We start from the raw sequence: 20,426 nt of genomic DNA, 5'->3' as shown, positions 1-20,426 counted from the left end.
CTCACTATATCGTTCGTTATTTATTTTGTTTTCTAATGTATTTTTACTATTTCATTTGAATTTTTAAAAATATCCGTATTATATCTAAAAAAAGTATTCCAAACAACTCATTTTTTGTTAAACTATATATATAACAACTGCAGACGTTTTGATAACGTCCATATATAACAAAAAGGAGTTTTATATGAAAATTAGAAACCGTTCTCTCTTCTATACCGTAGGGTCTGTAGCGGTAACAGCCGGACTCTTGCTTAGTCTTGCCACTTCGCCCATACCATCTGTGCACGCTACTGAAGTGGCGATAGAGAATTATCCGTCACTTGCAATAACCAAGTCGGAGGTCACGATACAAGGCTATCTTATTGCACCACTTAATAGTAGAGGAACCGCTTTTGACGCCACTAACAAAACAAATCTAGCCCTTGGTGCAAGCATGGATACTGCGGCCGCCGACACTATCCCTATTCAACTAAAAGAACCTCTTCGCAGCCAATTCAACCTCGTTGATCATCCCGAACTAGTCGGAAAATTGGTTCGCATCACAGGAACTAGCGATACATACATGAAGCGAGCTGGAATCAAACCAGCTACAGCGATTGAAATCGTAGATTCATCTTCTACTAATGTTCAGCCACCAACCAGTGAAAATACGACTACCGAGTCAAGCGACCTTGTTTCTACACCGATTGCTACTGTTCGCTCTGGTGCACAAGGAACAGAGTACACCGTTTCTGGTAAAATCATTAGCCTAGTAAACGGTTGGGGAGGAAATGGTTTTTACCTCCAGGGTTCTGACGGTGCTGGTATCTATATCTACCCAGGGGCTGCCTTGGGCTATCAGCCTGGTGATACCGTTCAATTAACAGGAACATTGGATGAGTATAAAGGCGAACTCCAACTAACCACAGTTAGCAACCACAAGGCTATATCTGAGCATTTCAACGCTCCCATTACAGAAACAAATATCGCTCAGTTAGCAACGCAAGCACAGGCAACACTAGTTTCTCTAAAAAACTTGACTGTCGGAGATATTCAAAGCGATAGCTATCAAAATGCTACCTTTACCGTAACTGATTCCGAAGGACAAACTGTGGATGTGCGTTTAGATAGTCGAACAGGTATCAAAACGGCTGATCTTTTGAACCATATCAACAAGGGAGATAAGATTAATCTAACCGCTATTTTATCCACCTATAACGGAAAAATACAATTAAAACCATTTGACCTCTCTCATTTTGAAGTCATTGAAAAGGCAACAACAGAAACAGCACCTGGAAAGACCGAAACTGTAACAGTCGGTCGCATTCAAGGTGCAAGTCACCAGTCACCTCTGGTGAATCAATCTGTTATGCTTAAAAATGTCGTAGTAACCTACGTTACCTCTGCCAATAACTTCTACGTGCAAGATGTCACACCAGATGGAGACGTCAAAACATCTGACGGTATTAATATTTTTACTGACAAATTAAAAACAAATGTCAAGATAGGAGATCTTGTCACTATCGCAGGACGTGTAGAAGAATACCTCGGAAAAGGTTATACAGAACGTGGGGAAACAGACTTAACCATCACACAAATTCGAGCTACTGAAGTAACTGTGGATGGGACTGCACCTGTACCATCTCCTATAGTCCTTGGTCTTGATCGGACCATCCCAGCAGATATTATTGACAACGACGGTTTGGCTCAATTTGATCCAGAACAAGATGCGCTCGATTTCTGGGAATCCGTTGAAGGCATGGTGGTTGCCGTGGATGATGCAAAAATCCTTGGCCCACTAAAAAACAAGGAAATCTATGTCACTCCTGCCACTAGTCAACTTCCTTTAAATAATGTTGGAGGCGTCAACCTTCGCCCTGAAGGGAATAATACCAATATCATTCCACTCCTTTTGAAAAATGGAAAACAAATCGTCAAATCAGGAGACTATTTCACCGGTCGTATCGCTGGACCAGTCACCTACTCTTACACCAATTATAAAGTCTATGTAGATGATAGCACCCTTCCAACCTTGCACGAAGGAGCTACAAAACCAGAAACAACAACCATTATCCCAAATGATGACAAGCTGACTATCGCTTCTTATAACATTGAAAACTTTTCTGCTGACAGTAAGTCAACATCAGACGCTAAAGTCCGACGCATTGCCAAATCCTTTGTTTCAGACCTACATTCTCCAGATATTATCGGATTGATTGAAGTGCAGGACAACAACGGTGCTACAAATGATGGCACAACTGATGCTAGTAAGAGTGCTGAGCGCCTAATTGCAGCCATTCAAGCAGCTGGCGGACCAACCTATACCTATGTGGATATTGCTCCTGAAAACAACAAAGACGGCGGACAGGAAGGAGGCAATATTCGCGTCGGCTTCCTCTACAACTCAAAACGTGTCAACCTATCTGACAAACCAATCGGTACCGCAACACAGGCAGTTGCATGGGAAAACGGCGAACTCAATCTCAGCCTGGGCCGAATCGACCCAACCAACCCTGCTTGGGCAGCTGTCCGCAAAACACTTGCAGCTGAATTCGTCTTCAAAGGCGAGAAAGTCGTTGTCCTTGCCAACCATCTCAACTCAAAACGCGGTGACAATGGTCTCTACGGAAAAATCCAACCTGTCAGCTTCAAGTCCGAAGAAAAACGCCACATACTAGCACAAACTATCGCTGACTTTACAAAAGCAGGCTTAGCTCAAAATCCAAATGCTAATATCGTTATGCTAGGCGACTTCAATGACTATGAATTTACTAAAACCATAGAAATTTTAGAAACAGGAGGAATGGCTAACCTCGTTAGTCGTCATGATGCATCCGATCGCTTCTCTTACTTCTATAACGGAAACAATCAGTCTCTTGACAATATGCTAGTATCAACTAACTTGTTGGACCGCTATGCCTTTGATATGGTCCATGTCAATTCAGCCTTTATGGAAGAACATGGCAGAGCTTCTGACCACGATCCACTATTGGTACAACTGGATGTGACAAAGGCACAAGAACCAACTCAACCAGAACCAAGCGACAAGCAGACAGATGACTCAGGAACAGTCAATAATAGTGATGACAATGGTACGACCAACAATAACAAGCCAACAAATCTTTCAACTTCTAATCAAACAGCTGTAAATGCTGATGACCGTTCTGGCGCTACAGACAAGGGACAAACAACCGTGACCCCTACTGCCAAAAACAGTCAAAAGAAAATCCTTCCAAAGACAGGAGGAGAAACAAGCTTTGTACTTATCACAATCGGTCTCGTAATCTTGAGCGCCTGCCTTGTCAAAAAACAAAAAGAATCCTAATCATTTTTTGAGCTTGAAAGCATGACTTTCAGGCTCATTTTTCTACTGCTCCACCTCCACTTGTGCTATAATTAAAGTTATGGATAAAATTATTAAAACACTATCAAAAAGCGGGCATTTCCGTGCCTTTGTGCTAGATAGCACAGAAACCGTAAAAACGGCTCAAGAAAAACACGACACTATGGCGTCGTCCACCGTCGCTCTGGGCCGCACCCTCATTGCCAATCAGATCTTGGCTGCCAATGAAAAAGGCGACACCAAGATCACCCTGAAAATCTTAGCCAGCGGTGCTGTTGGGGCTATCATCTCCGTTGCTAATACCAAAGGTCAGGTCAAGGGCTACATTCAAAATCCAGACTTGGACTACAAACGGACCTCAACTGGGGAAGTCATCGTTGGACCTCTCGTGGGCAATGGGCAATTCCTAGTCATCACAGACTACGGAACAGGTCATCCTTACAACTCCATGACGCCTTTGATTTCTGGTGAAATCGGTGAAGACTTTGCTTATTTCTTAACAGACAGCCAGCAGACACCGTCTGCGGTGGGACTTAATGTCTTGTTGGACGAGGAAGACAAGGCCAAGGTAGCTGGCGGATTCTTACTGCAAGTTTTACCAGGTGCGACCGAGGCTGAAATTGCCCGTTTCGAAAAACGCATCCAAGAAATGCCTGCCATTTCGAGCTTGCTGGCTTCTGAAAACCATATAGAAGCTCTGCTATCCGCCATTTATGGCGACGACGACTTCAAACGCCTGTCAGAAGAGGAAATCGGCTTTGTCTGCGACTGCTCTAAGGACCGCTTCCTCGATGCTCTAGCCAGCCTGCCAAAAGCGGACCTGCAAGAGATGAAAGACGAGGACAAAGGCGTAGACATCACCTGTCAATTCTGCCAGACCCATTACCACTTTGACGAAAACGATTTGGAGGAACTCATCAATGGCTAATCTCAACACCCCTTTCATGATTGGTGATGTGGAAATCCCCAATCGCTGCGTGCTGGCCCCAATGGCTGGCGTGACCAACTCGGCCTTCCGCACCATTGCCAAGGAAATGGGCGCTGGTCTGGTCGTTATGGAAATGATTTCTGAAAAAGGCCTTCTCTACAACAACGAGAAGACCCTCCACATGCTCCATATTGACGACAACGAATACCCTATGTCCATCCAGCTTTTTGGTGGCGACGCCGAAGGATTGAAACGGGCTGCTGACTTCATCCAAACCAACACCAAGGCCAATATCGTCGATATTAACATGGGCTGCCCTGTCAACAAGGTCGTTAAAAACGAAGCTGGTGCCAAGTGGCTCAAGGATCCCGACAAGATTTACCACATCATCAAGGAAGTGACCTCGGTTCTCGACATTCCCTTGACCGTTAAGATGCGGACCGGTTGGAACAATACCGACCTGGCGGTCGAAAATGCCCTAGCCGCAGAAAGTGCCGGTGTGGCTGCCCTGGCCATGCACGGGCGGACCCGTGAGCAGATGTACACAGGAACCGTTGACCTGGAAACCTTGACCAAGGTGGCTGGCAGCCTAACCAAGATTCCCTTCATCGCAAACGGCGACATCCGTAATGTCCAAGATGCCCGTCAGCGAATCGAGGAAGTCGGAGCTGATGCCGTCATGGTCGGACGAACTGCCATGGGCAATCCTTACATCTTCAACCAAATCAACCACTATCTTGAAACTGGAGAAGTCCTACCCGACCTATCCTTTGAAGATAAACTCAATGTCGCCTTCGACCACCTGACCCGATTGACCAACCTCAAAGGCGAATCCATTGCCGTACGTGAATTCCGTGGCCTTGCTCCTCACTACCTCCGTGGTTCAGCTGGCGCTGCCAAGATCCGTGGTGCCGTTGCCCGAGCAGAGACTATCGAGCAGGTCCAAGAACTCTTTGACCAAGCTAGAGAAGCCTATCAGGAACGGATTGCTAAATAAAAAATCTGAATAAATCAACACTCACTAATACAAAAACGCATAAAACCTAGGTTATAACCTGATTTTATGCGTTTTTTCTGTATGATTACATTATTCCTACTCAGCAAAAAAAGTCAACAAAGGCAGGGGCAATGTAGTCTCGATACTTCTCTGGATTCTCGCGAATGAGAGTCGCTGAAATGCCAAATTTTCTAGGACTAAAATAAGCTTGATAGCCTCGACTGTGCAGTTCCTGAGCGTATTCTTCCTCGGATACATAGAAGACTGGCACTTGATGTTCAGACAAGTCCAACAAAGCAAGCAAGCGGTCTAGCCAAAGATCCCAGCCATCTGGATAGGGAGGCAAATCCGTTTCATCCAGGGCACGAACTTCGACAAAATCATCTTCCTTAAACTGCTCTTGAGCAAATTGAAATCGTTTGGTCAGGTCTAAACCTATCCTATCCCCACGATCCCTATCATAGCCTGAAACCACCACACAAACCTGACCGCAAGCCAACTTTGCTCGCTCGATCAAATCCAAATGTCCCTTGTGCATGGGAGCAAAGGTTCCGAAAACAACAGCTATGGGTTGATTCATAGATTTCCTTTCTACTTGCTAAAGAGGCGAGCAAGCTCACCTCTTCAACTATGTCATCCTTTTTTCAAAACGGAAGAACAATTCTACATCTGGAAAGGATAGCAACAACAAGCACTCCTTATCCCTTTACCACATCAAACTTGAGCTCTTCACCCTTGACCCCAACCTTCAAGGTCGAACCAGTAGTCAAGTCACCACGGAGCAACATTTCTGCCAACGGATCTTCCAATTTGGTTTGTAAGAGCCTACGAAGAGGACGAGCTCCCATTTCTGGGTCATAACCTTGTTTAGCCAATAACTTAAGGGCTGACGGTTGCAGTTTAAGAGTAATTCCTTTCTCAGCTGTTACAGCCAACAAAGGTTTAATCATGACCTTGACAACATCCTGCATATGAGTTTCCGTTAGGCTATGGAAGACAACTTTCTCGTCAATACGGTTGATAAATTCTGGACGATAGGCTTTTTTCAATTCCTCAAAAATGCGTTTCTCCACTTCCTTGTGATCCTTAGATAAATCAAGGGCACCAAAACCAACTGTCTTATCATCCCGAAGGGCTGTTGCTCCAAGGTTTGACGTCATGATAATAATAGTATTTGAGAAATCAACCTTACGCCCTTTACTGTCCGTCAGAACACCATCATCCAAGACCTGCAAGAGAACATTGAAAATATCTGGATGAGCCTTTTCAACCTCATCAAAAAGAAGAACAGAATAAGGTTTGTTACGAACTTTTTCTGTCAATTCGCCACCTTCTTCATAGCCCACGTAGCCTGGAGGCGCTCCATTGAGACGGCTTGCCGCAAATTTCTCCATGTACTCAGACATGTCAAAACGAATAAGAGCCGATTCATCATCAAAGAGAACTTCTGCCAAAGCCTTGGCAAGCTCTGTTTTACCAACACCAGTTGGTCCTAAGAACATGAAGGAACCAATTGGTCTGCGACCTGTCCGAATACCTGACTGATTCCGACGAATGGCCCTGCTAACTGCAGAAATGGCTTCTTCCTGACCAATCACACGCTTGTGTAATTCTGCTTCCAGATTCAGATACTTCTTGGTATCTGACTGACTGAGCTTGGCCACAGGAATACCAGACAAGCGACTTAGGGTTTCTAAAATATCTTCTTCCGTCACTTCTAAGTCATAGTTTTGACTAGCTTTCGTTGTTTCTTTAGCTTCAAGCAAGAGCTTGCTGACGGTCTTGTACTTTTTAGCCATCAAGGCCTTGTCTATGCTGGTCAGACCTGTTTCCTCAGCTTGCCCTTTCACACGATTTTGTACAGTCGCACTGGCTTCATCCAGCAAGTCAATAGCTGAATCTGGCAGATTTTTGCTGGTCAAATACCGCTTAGCGTAGGTCACAGCAGTCTCTACAGCTGCTTGTCCAATACGGACCCTGTGGTATTTCTCAAAAGTACCTTTTAAACCAGTCAAAATGGCAATGCTATCTTCCACTGTCGGCTCTTCAATGGTCACTTTGGCAAAACGACGAACCAGGGCTGCGTCTTTCTCAATATGCTTTTGGTACTCTGTCTGAGTCGTCGCTCCGACCGTACGGAGGGTGCCACGAGCAAGAGCTGGTTTGAGGATATTGGCTGCATCCAAGGTCGAATCAATCCCCGAGCCAGAACCCATAATGGTATGCAACTCATCGATGAAAAGGATGACCTGACCATCTTCCTCGATGTCGTTGATGATATTATTCATCCGCTCTTCGAAATCACCACGGAAACGAGTTCCAGCGATCACATTCATCAAGTCAAGTTCCAAAACCCGCATCTTAGCCAAGCTGACAGGAACATCACCTGCAGCAACACGTTGAGCAAGACCCAAAGCAAGCGCAGTTTTTCCGACACCAGCATCACCAACTAGAACTGGGTTATTCTTGGTTTTACGTGATAGAATTTGGATCATCCGTGCAATCTCAGCATCTCGACCGATGACAGGTTCAATCTTCCCTTCACGCGCCAAAGCTGTCAAATCACGAGTGTAGTCTTCTAATCCACCACTTTGAGGTGCTGGGGGCATTCCCATCATCTGTCCCGCATTGGTTGGCTTGTTTTTCCCACCCTTCATGATACTGCGGATAGATTTCAAGTCTTCCTTTGTAAAGCCTGCACGTGTTTCCAAGGTTTTACGTAGATCTAAAAAACGAATCTTATCATCTGAGTCTTCAAAATGAAAACCGACTTTATCCAAAATCTGACTAGCAGTCGAACGCTTATCCAAGAGCATAGCCATAAACAAATGTTCCGTTCCCAGCTCCTTAGCCTTGACGACTTCTGCAATTTTCTTGGCAAAACTAGCTGTTTCATCCAAACGTTTAGAAGATGGTAAAATACGAAAACTATCCAACTCTTCACGATAGACCTTGTCGGTCACAACAAAAGTTGCATGTTCATAGTCAGAAATTGAAATAGGATATTCTGCCAAAACAGCGCCGGCGACTGTATCATGGTTGATAACGAAAGACAAGAGAACATGCCAGGTTTCCAAGTAATCACAGGCATAACGTTGGGCCACTAACTGGGCATCTTCAAAAACCCGCTGTAAACCAGTTGAAATTTTCATGAATCAATCCTCTTTCCTATCTAAGCGTCGTAAGACTTGACGCATCATGCGAGCGCGAATGACACTTGCATCTTTTCCTAATATTTCATCAGAGCCTGTGGACAAAAAGAGATTGCCTTCTCGTTCTGTCATCAAACCTTCATCAAAAAGGAGTTGTAAAATATCCGCATATACCGTAGCAGATAGTTGTTCGCCCATATTGTTCAATAAATCATGAACCAATTCGTGCTTGTCCGAAAAGGTAATCCGACCAATACGAATGTAGCCACCGCCACCACGCTTGCTTTCCACTATGTAGCCTCGACTGGCTGTAAAACGGGTTTTTATCACGTAGTTTATCTGACTTGGCACCACTTCAAACCGACTGGCCAATTCACTTCGACGCAACTCAGCTACACTGACTTGGTCCAAGATGGCTTTGATATGCTCTTCTATATAATCCGATGTATTCTTCATCGCCATAGTATCGCCTCTTTCTTTGACTATCTTTGACCATTATACCCTAAAATGACGAATTTTGAAAGCAAAAGCCCAGTCCCTTCCGTAGCAGAATTTTGAAATCTGCTCTGTTTTTTTCTATAATAAAAGAAAAAAAAGGAGAACATTATGAACTTCCAAGACTACATCCAAGATTTTACTAGCGTAACCGTGGAGCAGGCACAGGGCCTTCTAGCTACAAAAGAGGGGGCTGTTCTCTTCATCGGACGAGCAACCTGCCCTTACTGCAACCGCTTTGCACCAAAACTCCACAAGGTCGCCCAAAACAAGGAATTGACCGTCCACTTCCTTGACTCCAGCCAAGTCAGTCCTGAACTCCAGGCCCTCCGCGATCACTATCAAGTCCCTACAGTTCCTGGTCTTTTGGTCGCTAAATCGACTGGTGTCCAAGTCCGCTGCGACTCCAGCATGACGGAAGAAGAAATTGTAGCTTTTATACAAGACTAATGCTAGACATTTCCTACCAAGCCAACACCTTCCACGTCTCTTATCAAGGAAGACCAGTAGGCAAGATTCACAGCTACCAAAATCCCTACCACCAGACCAATACCTATCTGCGACTGGATTTAGTTGATTTCGATTGTACCATAGCAGAGCAGCTCTTCCAGTCCCTACAGACTTCCTTAGGCGGAAAACCTCTTCAGGTTATGCTCTCCTCTGCAGAGCAGGAAAGAATCCATTTCCTCACCGCAGCAGGCTTTGTCTGCAAGCGAAAATGTTATGAGTTTGAAGTGACCAAACAAGACTATCTCAGTCAAACAGGCGCTACCAACCTAAACATAGTCCACAAAGGCACCGCACTCTACCAAAGAGCTAGCCAGCGAGTCTTTGACCACTATCAGACAGTTCATCAAGACATCAACCCTTGGACTGCCAGTCAAGAAGAATTCGAAAAGGATTTACCTGAACTAGTTTATACAGACTCAGAAAACTGGGCCTTCATAGATACCGATGAAATTGCCTACGTATGCGGAAAAGATGAACAAAGCTTTGATTCCTTCATCCAAGCAGTTATTTGTCAATTATTTGAACAATATGAGCAAATTAGCTTTGAGGCTGATGACTGCGATCCTATCGCCATGCGTTTAGCTGACCAATTCCGACAACCAAACAAGCCCAGCTGGGATACTTATATTTTAGAAATCTAACAAAAAAGCACCGACCACAAGGCCGGTGCTTTTTAAGGAGATTATGAAAAATATTTAGGATTGATACTAGTATAACCGAATCAAGCACATCCGACATCCGCCCTAAGACCGATTTATCAAAAAAGAACCTCCTTTCGGAAGTTCTTGAATTATCAGGTAGTCTTTCAGTTTGCTTTTAGTACTCGCTTCAAAGGTTTGGGGAACCTTTGAAGGCTGGAGATAGTGCGAACCACGTTCGCCTCAAAAGAGCCGCACAGCTTGTACATGTATAAGATTGGAGATCGAACTTGCGAAGTAAGTCATATTCGTGAAGTAATACCCTCAATACAAAAAGAACCCCCTTTCGGAAGTTCTTGAGTTGTCGAGTAGTCTTTCAGTTTGCTTTTAGTACTCGCTTCAAAGGTTTGGGAAACCTTTGAAGGCTGGAGATAGTACGAACCACGTTCGCCTCAAAAGAGCCGTAGGCTGTACTGAAGTACGGAAAGGCGAGTTCAAATACTCCAGTGGAGTATTTGAAGTTGGAAATATGGAAACAACGTTTCCTCGCTCGTCGAAGTAATAAAAGATAAAATGAAGACTACCAATTATTTACCAAGAGCTGCTGCCATCGTAGCTGCAACTTCTGCTTCAAAGTCGTTTGAAGCTTTCTCGATACCTTCACCTACTTCGAAACGAGCGAATTCCACAACTGAAGCGTTGACTGAGTTCAAGTAAGCTTCAACTGTTTTGCTGTCGTCCATGATATACACTTGTGCAAGAAGTGTGTACGCTTGGTCAACTTGAGTGTTGTCAAGCAAGAAGCGATCCATTTTACCTGGGATAATTTTGTCCCAGATTTTTTCTGGTTTGCCTTCTGCTGCCAATTCTGCTTTGATAGCTTCTTCAGCTGCTGCAATCACTTCGTCAGTCAATTGAGCTTTTGAACCATATTGCAAGAGTGGCAATGCTGGTTTGTCAACCATTGCACGGCTTTCGTTGTCTTGCTCGATTTTGTGGTTGATTTGCGCCAACTCATCTTTAACGAATTGCTCATCCAATTCAGTGTAAGAAAGAACAGTTGGTTTCATCGCAGCGATGTGCATTGAGATTTGTTTTGCAAGAGTCTCATCTCCACCGTCGATAACTGAGATAACACCGATACGGCCGCCGTTGTGTTGGTATGCACCAAATGCTTGAGCATCTGTTTTTTCAACCAAAGCAAAGCGACGGAATGAGATTTTCTCACCGATTGTTGCAGTTGCGTTTACGTATGCTTCTTCAAGGGTTTCACCTGAAGGCATAACCAATTTAAGAGCTGCTTCGTTGTCAGCTGGTTTGCCTTCTGCAATTACTTTAGCAGTAGTGTTTACCAATTCAACGAATTGAGCGTTTTTCGCAACAAAGTCTGTTTCAGCGTTAACTTCAACAACTGCTGCTACGTTACCATCAACGTAAACACCTGTCAAACCTTCAGCTGCTACACGGTCAGCTTTCTTAGCTGCCTTAGCCATACCTTTTTCGCGAAGCAATTCAATCGCTTTTTCGATATCGCCTTCTACTTCAACCAATGCTTTTTTCGCGTCCATAACGCCAGCACCTGATTTTTCACGCAATTCTTTAACGAGAGCTGCTGTAATTTCTGCCATGTCTATTCTCCTTGTTTGTATTTATAAAATAGAGGAGCGGGCTCAGCCCTGCCCCTCTAGGATTGTTTTTGTTGTTTGATAAATGATGTAGAATGTACTCGGACTAAAAAGCTAGAATTTAGATATATCTAATGCTTTTCTTAACGTCTTCGTTACTTATTCAATTGTACTCAGGCTAAAATCTTAGTGAAAAAGATAAAAATCCTTGTATGCAAGCATACTGCGTCAGTTTCCTATTTTCATACAGATTTCTAAACGCCTTCGTTACTTATTTTCCTTCTACAACTTCAACCAATTCTTCGATTGATTCTGTAGATGCTGGCTCAGCTGCCAATTCAGCTTCAACTGCTGCTACGCTGTCTTCACCTTGGTTGCCTTCGATGATAGCGTCAGCCATTTTAGCTGTGATCAATTTAACAGCACGGATAGCGTCATCGTTTGCTGGGATGATAACATCGATATCATCTGGATCAGTGTTTGTGTCAACCATCGCTACAACTGGGATACCCAATTTTTTAGCTTCTTTAACAGCGATTTGCTCTTTGTGTGGGTCAACGACGAACATTACGTCTGGAATGCGTGGCATGTCAGCGATACCGCCCAAGAATTTTTCAAGACGAGCACGTTGTTTGTTCAACAATGCTACTTCTTTCTTAGGAAGCACTTCGAAAGTTCCATCTTCTTCCATACGGTTGATTTCTTTCAAACGAGCGATACGTTTTTGGATTGTACCCCAGTTTGTAAGAGTTCCACCCAACCAACGGTGGTTGATGAAGTATTGACCAGCGCGGATAGCTTCGTCTTTAACAGCTTCAGCAGCTTGTTTTTTAGTACCTACAAACAAGATAACTGCGTCGTTTGCTGCAGCGTCACGGATGAATTCGTAAGCTTGGTCAGCCAATTTTACAGTTTGTTGCAAGTCGATAACGTGGATACCGTTACGCTCTGTGAAGATGTACTTAGCCATCTTAGGATTCCAGCGACGAGTTTGGTGACCGAAGTGTACACCAGCCTCAAGAAGTTGTTTCATTGAAATTACTGCCATGAGTATTTCTCCTTTTTGTTTTTTCTCCTCTCCCGAACTTCGACTTGCAGCCCAACCTTTCGGCAACAAGACCACAATTGGTCCGAGATGAGTATTTGTTGCACAGCAACTCCATCATCATACCAAAAAAGCTGATGATTTTCAAGTAAAAATCATCAGCTTTTATTGTGAATCTTAAAAAATCCTACCTTTTCTTCTATTCAAAGTAGGTTTCGGCAACCACCGCATAGGTCCCTGCAACAACATCCATTTTTTCTAACTGACCGTTAGCATTGATCCTGTAAAAACCTGCTGCTGGGGCTACATTAGGATCGGTCCCTTTCATATTTGGACTGCTGTGGTCTTCTCTAACCTCAATGTAAACCAATCCATCGGATGACTGAACATTTGTAACCACGTGTGATAGAAAATCATCTTTCGTAAAAGGTACGCCATATCTTGTAGCTGCATGTGCCTTGGCCCAGTTTGCTGCCTGTTCGACTGTCAAATTCTTGGTGTCTACAGATGTATTAGGAACAGTTGCTGAGCTAGTTTCAGTTGCTACTGTTGAACTTCTACCGAGGACCAAGTTTTCAAAGAAAGCTTGTAATTCCTGGTTCTTAGTTGGTCGGAAATACAAACGCTTCTCTGGGTTGCCTTGATTTTGCTCGGTAATCCAAGCAATCAACTGACTATCTTTAATCGTAAAGAGATACAGATGAGCCAATTGTGATTTTGAAGCTTCAATATCCGAATAGATCCCAACTACTGCTGTTTTTCCTGCCTCTACTTGACCAGTTTCACTCCAAACTAGGTCAGGAGTTTCTCCTAGAAAATCAGGAGTCATTTGCTGCCCTGAGCCACTGAGAACACCTGAGGGCAAGGTCACACCAAAAAAGTTTCCCGTACGATTTGGGCTATAGGATACATAATTTTGGGGAGGCGAGAATGAAGGTCCCCACTGGTCAACCACAAAATTCCTCAAAGCCTCTGCCTTGCCAGCATCCCAAGGACCGACCTGACTACTTGAACTGCTGGACGTAGATGTTGTGGAACTTTTAGTTGATGTACCGGAACTAGTACTTGTCGAGCTAGAGCTAGCCCTTTCTTTAGATGAGGACACTGCCTCCTGCTTCTGATTTCCGCAAGCTGTTAACATACTTGCAAGAACCATCACAACAAAACTTGATGCAATCAAATTCCGCTTCATTTCCTATCTCCTTTTTCACACTAATCATCCACTCGGTAGAAGTTTTTGACTAACGCCTCTAGCACTTATGGAGTTCTGGACATTTGCTTATATCTACATTATCGACAAATGTTCATTTTCCACTTGACCAATTTCACTATTTAAGGTACAATATTCTTTGTTATGGCGGTATAGCCAAGTGGTAAGGCACGGCTCTGCAAAAGCTTGATCGTCGGTTCAAATCCGTCTACCGCCTTTATTATAGGATTTTATCCGAATTTATACAAGTCAAAAGCCCGATTTTTCGGGCTTTTTTGTTTTGTTATTTGGTAAAATTCAGTTAAAACAGAAAAAGTTTTTGGACAAATTTTGGACACCCAAAATATCAACAAACTCCCCATAGCTTGTCGCTATGAGGAGCATGGATATATTACAACTCAGCAATCTGGCTCAAATTAACTTCAGCAATGGTATCATTACCAAACATAGAGATAACCATCTTCACCTTGTTGTTGTCAATCTCTGCCACCTTTCCTTCGTAACCAGAGAAGGCACCTTCGATAATCCGCACAACATCTCCAACTTTGACATCAATATCAAATTCTTGAACGGTTTGCCCCATAGACACCAAGATTTGATGAATTTCTTCTTCCAAAAGTGGAGTTGGTTTTGAACGGTTACCGTGTGAACCCACGAAACCTGTAACGTTTGGCGTGTTACGAACCACAAACCAAGCTTCATCGGTCATAACCATCTCAACCAAAACATAACCAGGGAAACGGTTTTCTTCTACTTCCTTGACCTCACCGTTCTTTTCAACCTGAACAGTCTGAGTTGGAATTTCTACACGAAGGATGTTTTCCAACATGTTATAAGTGTGGGCACGTTGGAGCAAGTTTTCCTTCACTTTATTTTCATATCCTGAGTAGGTCTGTAAAACAAACCAGCCTTTATCAAAACTATCGTACATTGTTACTTCCTTTCTTTGGAAACACGGAATTTTTAGACGCTAAAAAAAGCCCGAAGGCTTTCGCTTTTCCTTATTATATCACTTCCATTTTACAAATGGCAAGTATTTTCTAGAAAAGATTGATCAAGCTCATGATTCCTCGTGACAAAATCAAGTCAAAGAGGTAAACCACCGCTACGAAAAAGGCAGTATATTCCACTACAGACACGAAATCCGTCCAGCTCTGCTTACGAGTTGGCCAAGACGTATCTTTTAAAATGCGGATAATGTCTTTGATAAATTTCATGCGTGACTCCTATCTGGTTTCCTTGTGAACAGTGTATTGTCCACAGTGTTTACAAAATTTATTTACTTCTAACCGTGTTGGCTTGGGATTGCTCGAAAGGCTGATTGAATAGTTTCGAGAACCACAAACAGTACAGGCTAGGCTTGCTTTTTTTAGTGCCATAAAGCCCTCCATCTTTTTCATTCTACCATGTTTTTATGGATTTGACAACTCTCCAAACCAAGACGTGATGTTATCCCACAAGGTTTTTGCTCGTTCTGGTAACTGGGCATCGATTAGATTTTGTTTGGTTTGCTCAATCAAGTTTCTCGCCTGATCTGAAATTTCTTGTACCTGTTCTTGACCAAGGCTTGATTCAGTTTGCGCAGCTTCATCTGGAGCTACTTCTACAATACCATTTTGTGCATAGGCATTTTCTACTTCGAACTGAGTTCCAGCAGTATATGGCAAGATTGAATTGGCTACAGTCTGGAAGACCGACGGAGCCTTCCAGTAGCTACTGCTATCTATATAATGATTTTCATCTGTCTGCTCAAAACCAACCCACTGACTGATGACCAAATCAGGTGTGTAGGCAATATGCCATTGATCATTGACAAGATGGACATCAAAACTCGTTTCGGTTGTTCCTGTTTTCCCAGCAATATAATAATTGGCCGCATCTGCTGTCACTCCCGTACCATTGGTATAGGTTCCAAGCATCATTGCTGTCATCTTATCTGCGACAGAGCGGTCAATCACCTTGGTACTTGTTTCTCGATGCTCTGCTAAAACCTTTCCACTAGCTGTTTCAATACGAGTGATGAGGTGGGCATCCTTCATCACACCCTTATTCGCAAAAGTAGCGTAGGCCTGGGCCATTTGCAGAGGATTAGTCTCCACTCCAGAACCAATTGAAACACCCAAAACTTTCTCGACATTTTCCATATCAAGTCCAAACTTTTGTCCATACTCGAAGGCTTTGTCAATCCCCAAGGTGTTCACTATATAAGCTACTGGTAAATTGTAAGAGAGAGCCAAAGCTTGATACATTGGAATGGTATCAGAAGTCGAATAATCATAGTTATGCAAGGTGTAATCGCCGTAGGTTTCTGTATGGTTATCCAGAGCCATATCAATCGACCAGCCCGCCGCTACTGCTGGAGCATAGGCAACCAGAGGCTTGATTGTTGAACCAGGACTGCGCTTGGCTTGTGTTGCAAAGTTGAAAGTCCGAAAGACCGCATCCTCTGAACTGTTAACTCGACCAACCAAGGCGCGAACTCCACCAGTCCTAGGGTCAAGAGCTACGCTGGCAGCCTGAGCATGGGTACCATCAAAACTTGATGTTGGGAACATAGTCTCATCATTAAAAATCACCTGCATGCTGGCTTGAGAATTTTGATCCATCTCTGTGTAAATCCTATAGCCGTTATTAATAATGTCTGATTCTTTCAGTCCGTATCGCTCAATCGCCTCAGCAATCACAGCATCAAAATAGGATGGATAGGAATAATTGCTTTGTTTCCCTGTATAGGTATCTGAAAGCTGACTGGCTAGGTCTACTTGGAAACCTGCATCTGCAGTCGCTTGATCAATATAACCAGCATTGACCATGTTTTGCAGGACTGTATCCCGACGATTAACTGCATTTTCTAGAGAATAATAAGGATTATAAATCTCAGGTCCCTTGAGCATACCTGCTATGACGGCCGCTTGCTCAAGAGTAAGATCACTGGCTGGAATACCGAAGTATTTTTGGCTTGCATCTTCCACTCCCCAGACCCCGTTCCCAAAATAGGCGTTATTGAGATACATGGTCAGGATTTCTTGCTTGCTGTACTTTTTATTGATTTCCAGAGCCAAAAAGAATTCTCGAGCCTTTCGACTGATGGTCTGATCCTGAGTTAGAAAGGCATTTTTTGCCAATTGCTGGGTAATAGTTGAACCACCTCCAGACCGACCTAACGTCAAGGCAGCCAAAATTGTACGCTGGTAATTAATGCCTGAATTTTTGTAGAAGCTCCGATCTTCTGTAGCGATGACGGCATTCTCTAAATTATCGGAGACAGCATCCAGCTCTACATAGGTCCCCTTCTGACCTGACAATGTCCCAGCTTCCGCACCATCTTTATCGTAAATAATCGTTGTAGCTTTTAGCGCCTGCTGTAAATCACCAACATTAGCTGTCTTTGCAAGGAAAAATAGATAGCCACCTACTATAAGAACTGTCAGGACCATTAAAATGATTAAAATTTTAGTCAGTTGGTAACGGCGCCAAAATTTACGAATCGGCTCCGGAATACGTGATTTTTTCTTTGGTTTATCAACAGAGCCACGATTTCCCCTGCGGCGACGGCTAGGTCTGTCTTCATGATCAATTTGGAAATCTTCTGGAACTTCAATCGGCTGATGTTGCAAATCGTCCATACTTTACCTCTTTCTAGTGAATTTTGTACCATTATACACCATTTCGTAAAAACTAGCAGAAAAAAGCCTGCGATAACTTGTGATAACAGACAGGGAATTTTTTCCAAAAATATGATAAAATAGGGTCATTCTGAACAAAGAAGAGGATTCCCATGACACAAGTATATGACATTACCATCATCGGTGGCGGACCTGTCGGTCTCTTCGCCGCCTTCTACGCCCACCTCCGTCAAGCCAAGGTCAAAATCATTGACTCCCTGCCCCAACTGGGTGGCCAGCCTGCCATTCTCTATCCTGAAAAGGCCATTTTGGACATTCCGGCCTTTCCAAGCCTGACGGGACAGGAATTGACCGACAACCTTCTTGCCCAACTAGCTCCATTTGACACCACCATCTGCCTCAATGAAACCCTGACTGCTATTGAACCTGGGGAAATCATTACCCTAACAACCAACAAGGGCAGCCACCAGACCAAGACCCTGATCATCGCCATGGGTGGCGGTGCCTTCAAGCCGCGTCCGCTAGAGATTGACGGTGCCGACAGCTTTGACAACGTCCACTACCACGTGTCCAACATCCAGCAGTATGCCGACAAGGACATCGTCGTCTTGGGTGGCGGTGACTCTGCGGTCGATTGGTCCCTGGCCTTTGAAAAAATCGCCAAGACCACCCAGATCGTCCACCGTCGCGACAACTTCCGAGCCCTCGAGCACAGCGTGGAAGAACTCAAGCAGTCCAGCGTTACCATTCACACACCTTTTGTCCCTAAAGGACTTTCTGGAGAAAATGGCAGAGCTGCTGCTATTGATTTTGACAAGGTTAAGAGCGAGGATAAGCTCACCCTGTCTTTCGACCACCTCTTTGTCAACTACGGTTTCAAATCATCTGTCGGTACGCTGAAAGAATGGGGATTGGAACTCAATCGCCACCGCATCGTGGTCAACAGCAAACAAGAAACCTCTGTCCCTGGTATCTATGCTATCGGTGACTGTTGCTTCTACGAGGGCAAGGTTGACCTGATTGCAACTGGACTGGGCGAAGCTCCAACCGCTGTTAACAATGCCATGAACTACCTCAATCCAAATGAAAAAGTGCAACCCAAGCACTCGACCAGCCTATAAGATGAAAATTGACATTCGCATTCCCCAAGCCTTTCCTCAACTGACTGTCAAGGAAGTCTTGGAAGATTATTTTCTCATTCCTAGAAAAATCCGCCACTTCCTCCGCACCAAGAAGCATGTCCGTGTCAACGGTGAGCTGATTAACTGGCAGAGCCCGATTACCGCAGGTGACCTACTGGAATTGACCTTTGACCAGGAAGATTATCCTGAAAAAAGTATACCTCTAGGACAGGCGGACTTGGTGGAGGAACTCTATCAGGATGAGCATTTGATTATCGTCAACAAGCCTGAAGGCATGAAAACCCACGGCAATGAGCCGACGGAAATCGCCCTGCTCAACCATGTATCCGCCTATGTCGGCCAGACCTGCTATGTGGTCCACAGGCTGGATATGGAAACCAGCGGAGCCATTCTCTTCGCCAAAAATCCCTTTATCCTGCCCATCCTCAATCGGCTTTTGGAGGACAAGGTCATCTACCGTGACTACCTAGCCCTCTGCCAAGGCCAGCTAAAAAAGACAGACTGGACCATTACCGATAAAGTCGGACGGGACCGACACGACCGCAGAAAGCGGGTGGTCGATAACCGCAAGGGGCAGACAGCTCTTACCCAGGTCCGCCGCTTGAAGACCCTTGGCAAAAGTAGTCTAGTTTCCTGTCGTCTCCTGACAGGAAGGACTCACCAAATCCGAGTTCATCTAGCCCACCACGGTCATGCTCTAATCGGCGACCCGCTTTACAGTCGAGTCGCTGCCCCTCGCCTCATGCTCCACGCCCAAAAACTCAGCCTGACCCACCCGCTGACCTTAAAAGAAATCAGTGTAGAAGCACGGTCGGAGACTTTTGATAGAATAGTAAAAAAGAGCTGAAAACCAGCTCTTTTCTTCATATCCATTACTCAAATATATTCCCCAACTCTACATCAACTCGGTTTTCCTTGACATTGATGTCCGTCACGGCTAAGAGGGATTTGTAGTTTGCTACGTTGCGGTCCCCTTTTTGGTTTTCCGCAAAGACAGCTACGCCAACCAAGGTTGAGTCAAATTCAGAGAGTAGACTGATCATACCATTGATGGTACCACCATTTTTCAAGAAGTCATCAACGATCAAGACACGGCTTCCTGCCTTCAAACTACGCTTAGACAGGAACATCTTTTCGATACGGTCGCTAGATCCTGACACATAGTTGACAGAAACAGTTGAACCTTCTGTGATTTTCAAATCACGACGCACAATCACAAACGGTACATTAAGGACATTGGCAACAGCATTAGCCAAAGGGACCCCCTTAGTCGCAACTGTCATGACCGCATCAATCTTTTCATCTTTGAAAGCATCTGCAATGATACGACCGACATTTTTCAAAATATGCGGTGTAGACAACAAGTCAGATGAATAGATATAACCGCCTGGCAAGATACGATTACTTTCGGCCATCTGATCACGAAGGGCCTGTGCAATTTCGACAGACTCTGTCTTAGAGATCGATGGAGTAAAAACAACTCCTCCACTGGCACCAGTAATGGTTTCAATATGCCCGATAGAGCTTTCCTCAAAAGCCTTTTTAATGATGGCAATATCCTCTGAGATAGATGACTTGGCAGATTCATACTTTTCCGCAAAGGTATTCAAACTAGTTAATTCATAAGGGTGGTTGATGAGGTAATTGGAAATGACAACCATACGCTCACTTCTTCTTAATTTCATAAAATCATCCTCTTTCACTTTTTTCTATTATATCACAACAAACTACAAAAA

The 20,426-nt window shown here is 44.2% G+C and carries 18 protein-coding genes and 1 tRNA gene; 8 read left to right on the top strand and 11 right to left on the bottom strand.

Going from position 1 to position 20,426, the window contains the following annotated elements; all coding sequences use genetic code 11:
* The first annotated feature begins 184 nt into the window (after window positions 1-184).
* The 3 genes from P7J49_RS03770 to dusB all read left to right on the top strand — a co-directional run bounded on the left by P7J49_RS03770 (window position 185) and on the right by dusB (window position 5,247).
* A complete protein-coding gene (locus P7J49_RS03770; protein WP_408569484.1) occupies window positions 185-3,304 on the top strand; it encodes a DUF6359 domain-containing protein in 3,120 nt (1,039 codons plus the stop codon).
* Window positions 3,305-3,383: 79 nt separating this feature from the next.
* Window positions 3,384-4,250: an Hsp33 family molecular chaperone HslO gene (hslO, locus tag P7J49_RS03765; RefSeq protein WP_408569482.1), complete on the top strand. Its 867-nt coding sequence runs from the start codon at window positions 3,384-3,386 to the stop codon at window positions 4,248-4,250.
* Window positions 4,243-5,247: a tRNA dihydrouridine synthase DusB gene (gene dusB / locus P7J49_RS03760; protein WP_408569480.1), complete on the top strand. Its 1,005-nt coding sequence runs from the start codon at window positions 4,243-4,245 to the stop codon at window positions 5,245-5,247. The genes hslO and dusB overlap by 8 nt, the downstream gene beginning before the upstream one ends.
* A 100-nt stretch (window positions 5,248-5,347) precedes the next feature.
* Here dusB and P7J49_RS03755 read toward each other — a convergent pair whose 3' ends face one another.
* From P7J49_RS03755 to P7J49_RS03745, 3 genes are all read right to left on the bottom strand, one after another.
* Window positions 5,348-5,827 carry an adenylyltransferase/cytidyltransferase family protein gene (locus P7J49_RS03755; protein ID WP_408569478.1) on the bottom strand — a complete coding sequence of 160 codons (480 nt, stop codon included), beginning with the start codon at window positions 5,825-5,827 and terminating at the stop codon, window positions 5,348-5,350.
* Between the two features lie 118 nt (window positions 5,828-5,945).
* Window positions 5,946-8,399, bottom strand: a complete 2,454-nt coding sequence (locus tag P7J49_RS03750; RefSeq protein WP_408569476.1) for an ATP-dependent Clp protease ATP-binding subunit — start codon at window positions 8,397-8,399, stop codon at window positions 5,946-5,948.
* Between the two features lie 3 nt (window positions 8,400-8,402).
* On the bottom strand, window positions 8,403-8,861 hold the full coding sequence (locus tag P7J49_RS03745) for a CtsR family transcriptional regulator (protein ID WP_408569474.1): 459 nt from the start codon (window positions 8,859-8,861) through the stop codon (window positions 8,403-8,405).
* A 144-nt stretch (window positions 8,862-9,005) separates the two neighbouring features.
* Between P7J49_RS03745 and P7J49_RS03740 the strand changes: the two genes are divergently transcribed.
* Both P7J49_RS03740 and P7J49_RS03735 read left to right on the top strand, forming a co-directional pair.
* A complete protein-coding gene (locus tag P7J49_RS03740; protein WP_408569472.1) occupies window positions 9,006-9,344 on the top strand; it encodes a thioredoxin domain-containing protein in 339 nt (112 codons plus the stop codon).
* Window positions 9,344-10,045 carry a GNAT family acetyltransferase gene (locus P7J49_RS03735; RefSeq protein ID WP_408569470.1) on the top strand — a complete coding sequence of 234 codons (702 nt, stop codon included), beginning with the start codon at window positions 9,344-9,346 and terminating at the stop codon, window positions 10,043-10,045. The genes P7J49_RS03740 and P7J49_RS03735 overlap by 1 nt, the downstream gene beginning before the upstream one ends.
* A gap of 584 nt (window positions 10,046-10,629) precedes the next feature.
* Here P7J49_RS03735 and tsf read toward each other — a convergent pair.
* From tsf to P7J49_RS03720, 3 genes are all read right to left on the bottom strand, one after another.
* Window positions 10,630-11,670, bottom strand: a complete 1,041-nt coding sequence (gene tsf, locus P7J49_RS03730) for a translation elongation factor Ts (protein ID WP_408569468.1) — start codon at window positions 11,668-11,670, stop codon at window positions 10,630-10,632.
* A gap of 268 nt (window positions 11,671-11,938) precedes the next feature.
* The gene (gene rpsB / locus P7J49_RS03725) at window positions 11,939-12,715 is read right to left on the bottom strand and encodes a 30S ribosomal protein S2 (protein WP_012775356.1); all 777 of its coding nucleotides are present in this window, start codon (window positions 12,713-12,715) and stop codon (window positions 11,939-11,941) included.
* Between the two features lie 196 nt (window positions 12,716-12,911).
* Window positions 12,912-13,904, bottom strand: coding sequence for a DUF4767 domain-containing protein (locus tag P7J49_RS03720; RefSeq protein ID WP_408569465.1), 993 nt, complete (start codon window positions 13,902-13,904; stop codon window positions 12,912-12,914).
* Between the two features lie 164 nt (window positions 13,905-14,068).
* Between P7J49_RS03720 and P7J49_RS03715 the strand changes: the two genes are divergently transcribed.
* Window positions 14,069-14,139, top strand: a tRNA-Cys gene (locus P7J49_RS03715).
* 174 nt (window positions 14,140-14,313) lie between these two features.
* On the opposite strand, the gene nusG is transcribed toward P7J49_RS03715, so the two are convergent.
* From nusG to pbp2a, 4 genes are all read right to left on the bottom strand, one after another.
* Window positions 14,314-14,853, bottom strand: a complete 540-nt coding sequence (gene nusG, locus P7J49_RS03710; RefSeq protein ID WP_408569463.1) for a transcription termination/antitermination protein NusG — start codon at window positions 14,851-14,853, stop codon at window positions 14,314-14,316.
* A 109-nt stretch (window positions 14,854-14,962) separates the two neighbouring features.
* A complete protein-coding gene (secE, locus tag P7J49_RS03705) occupies window positions 14,963-15,139 on the bottom strand; it encodes a preprotein translocase subunit SecE (protein WP_002940255.1) in 177 nt (58 codons plus the stop codon).
* A gap of 9 nt (window positions 15,140-15,148) precedes the next feature.
* The gene (gene rpmG, locus P7J49_RS03700) at window positions 15,149-15,301 is read right to left on the bottom strand and encodes a 50S ribosomal protein L33 (RefSeq protein ID WP_002940258.1); all 153 of its coding nucleotides are present in this window, start codon (window positions 15,299-15,301) and stop codon (window positions 15,149-15,151) included.
* Window positions 15,302-15,334: 33 nt separating this feature from the next.
* On the bottom strand, window positions 15,335-17,548 hold the full coding sequence (gene pbp2a, locus P7J49_RS03695) for a penicillin-binding protein PBP2A (RefSeq protein WP_408569462.1): 2,214 nt from the start codon (window positions 17,546-17,548) through the stop codon (window positions 15,335-15,337).
* 152 nt (window positions 17,549-17,700) lie between these two features.
* Between pbp2a and P7J49_RS03690 the strand changes: the two genes are divergently transcribed.
* Window positions 17,701-18,669, top strand: a complete 969-nt coding sequence (locus P7J49_RS03690; RefSeq protein ID WP_408569460.1) for an NAD(P)/FAD-dependent oxidoreductase — start codon at window positions 17,701-17,703, stop codon at window positions 18,667-18,669.
* Window position 18,670: 1 nt separating this feature from the next.
* A complete protein-coding gene (locus P7J49_RS03685) occupies window positions 18,671-19,537 on the top strand; it encodes an RluA family pseudouridine synthase (RefSeq protein WP_408569517.1) in 867 nt (288 codons plus the stop codon).
* 25 nt (window positions 19,538-19,562) lie between these two features.
* On the opposite strand, the gene purR is transcribed toward P7J49_RS03685, so the two are convergent.
* Window positions 19,563-20,375: a pur operon repressor gene (gene purR, locus P7J49_RS03680; protein WP_408569458.1), complete on the bottom strand. Its 813-nt coding sequence runs from the start codon at window positions 20,373-20,375 to the stop codon at window positions 19,563-19,565.
* Window positions 20,376-20,426 lie beyond the last annotated feature (51 nt).

The sequence above is a fragment of the Streptococcus suis genome, from assembly GCF_046032515.1.
Lineage (GTDB): Bacteria > Bacillota > Bacilli > Lactobacillales > Streptococcaceae > Streptococcus > Streptococcus suis_AL.
This window is presented reverse-complemented; position numbering and strand designations above follow the sequence as displayed.

Excerpts from the sequence above, each read along its gene's own strand:
- P7J49_RS03770 (WP_408569484.1), top strand. The coding sequence starts at position 185 with ATGAAAATTAGAAACCGTTCTCTCTTCTATACCGTAGGGTCTGTAGCG.
- hslO (WP_408569482.1), top strand. The coding sequence starts at position 3,384 with ATGGATAAAATTATTAAAACACTATCAAAAAGCGGGCATTTCCGTGCC.
- dusB (WP_408569480.1), top strand. The coding sequence starts at position 4,243 with ATGGCTAATCTCAACACCCCTTTCATGATTGGTGATGTGGAAATCCCC.
- P7J49_RS03755 (WP_408569478.1), bottom strand. The coding sequence starts at position 5,827 with ATGAATCAACCCATAGCTGTTGTTTTCGGAACCTTTGCTCCCATGCAC.
- P7J49_RS03750 (WP_408569476.1), bottom strand. The coding sequence starts at position 8,399 with ATGAAAATTTCAACTGGTTTACAGCGGGTTTTTGAAGATGCCCAGTTA.
- P7J49_RS03745 (WP_408569474.1), bottom strand. The coding sequence starts at position 8,861 with ATGGCGATGAAGAATACATCGGATTATATAGAAGAGCATATCAAAGCC.
- P7J49_RS03740 (WP_408569472.1), top strand. The coding sequence starts at position 9,006 with ATGAACTTCCAAGACTACATCCAAGATTTTACTAGCGTAACCGTGGAG.
- P7J49_RS03735 (WP_408569470.1), top strand. The coding sequence starts at position 9,344 with ATGCTAGACATTTCCTACCAAGCCAACACCTTCCACGTCTCTTATCAA.
- tsf (WP_408569468.1), bottom strand. The coding sequence starts at position 11,670 with ATGGCAGAAATTACAGCAGCTCTCGTTAAAGAATTGCGTGAAAAATCA.
- rpsB (WP_012775356.1), bottom strand. The coding sequence starts at position 12,715 with ATGGCAGTAATTTCAATGAAACAACTTCTTGAGGCTGGTGTACACTTC.
- P7J49_RS03720 (WP_408569465.1), bottom strand. The coding sequence starts at position 13,904 with ATGAAGCGGAATTTGATTGCATCAAGTTTTGTTGTGATGGTTCTTGCA.
- nusG (WP_408569463.1), bottom strand. The coding sequence starts at position 14,853 with ATGTACGATAGTTTTGATAAAGGCTGGTTTGTTTTACAGACCTACTCA.
- secE (WP_002940255.1), bottom strand. The coding sequence starts at position 15,139 with ATGAAATTTATCAAAGACATTATCCGCATTTTAAAAGATACGTCTTGG.
- rpmG (WP_002940258.1), bottom strand. The coding sequence starts at position 15,301 with ATGGCACTAAAAAAAGCAAGCCTAGCCTGTACTGTTTGTGGTTCTCGA.
- pbp2a (WP_408569462.1), bottom strand. The coding sequence starts at position 17,548 with ATGGACGATTTGCAACATCAGCCGATTGAAGTTCCAGAAGATTTCCAA.
- P7J49_RS03690 (WP_408569460.1), top strand. The coding sequence starts at position 17,701 with ATGACACAAGTATATGACATTACCATCATCGGTGGCGGACCTGTCGGT.
- P7J49_RS03685 (WP_408569517.1), top strand. The coding sequence starts at position 18,671 with ATGAAAATTGACATTCGCATTCCCCAAGCCTTTCCTCAACTGACTGTC.
- purR (WP_408569458.1), bottom strand. The coding sequence starts at position 20,375 with ATGAAATTAAGAAGAAGTGAGCGTATGGTTGTCATTTCCAATTACCTC.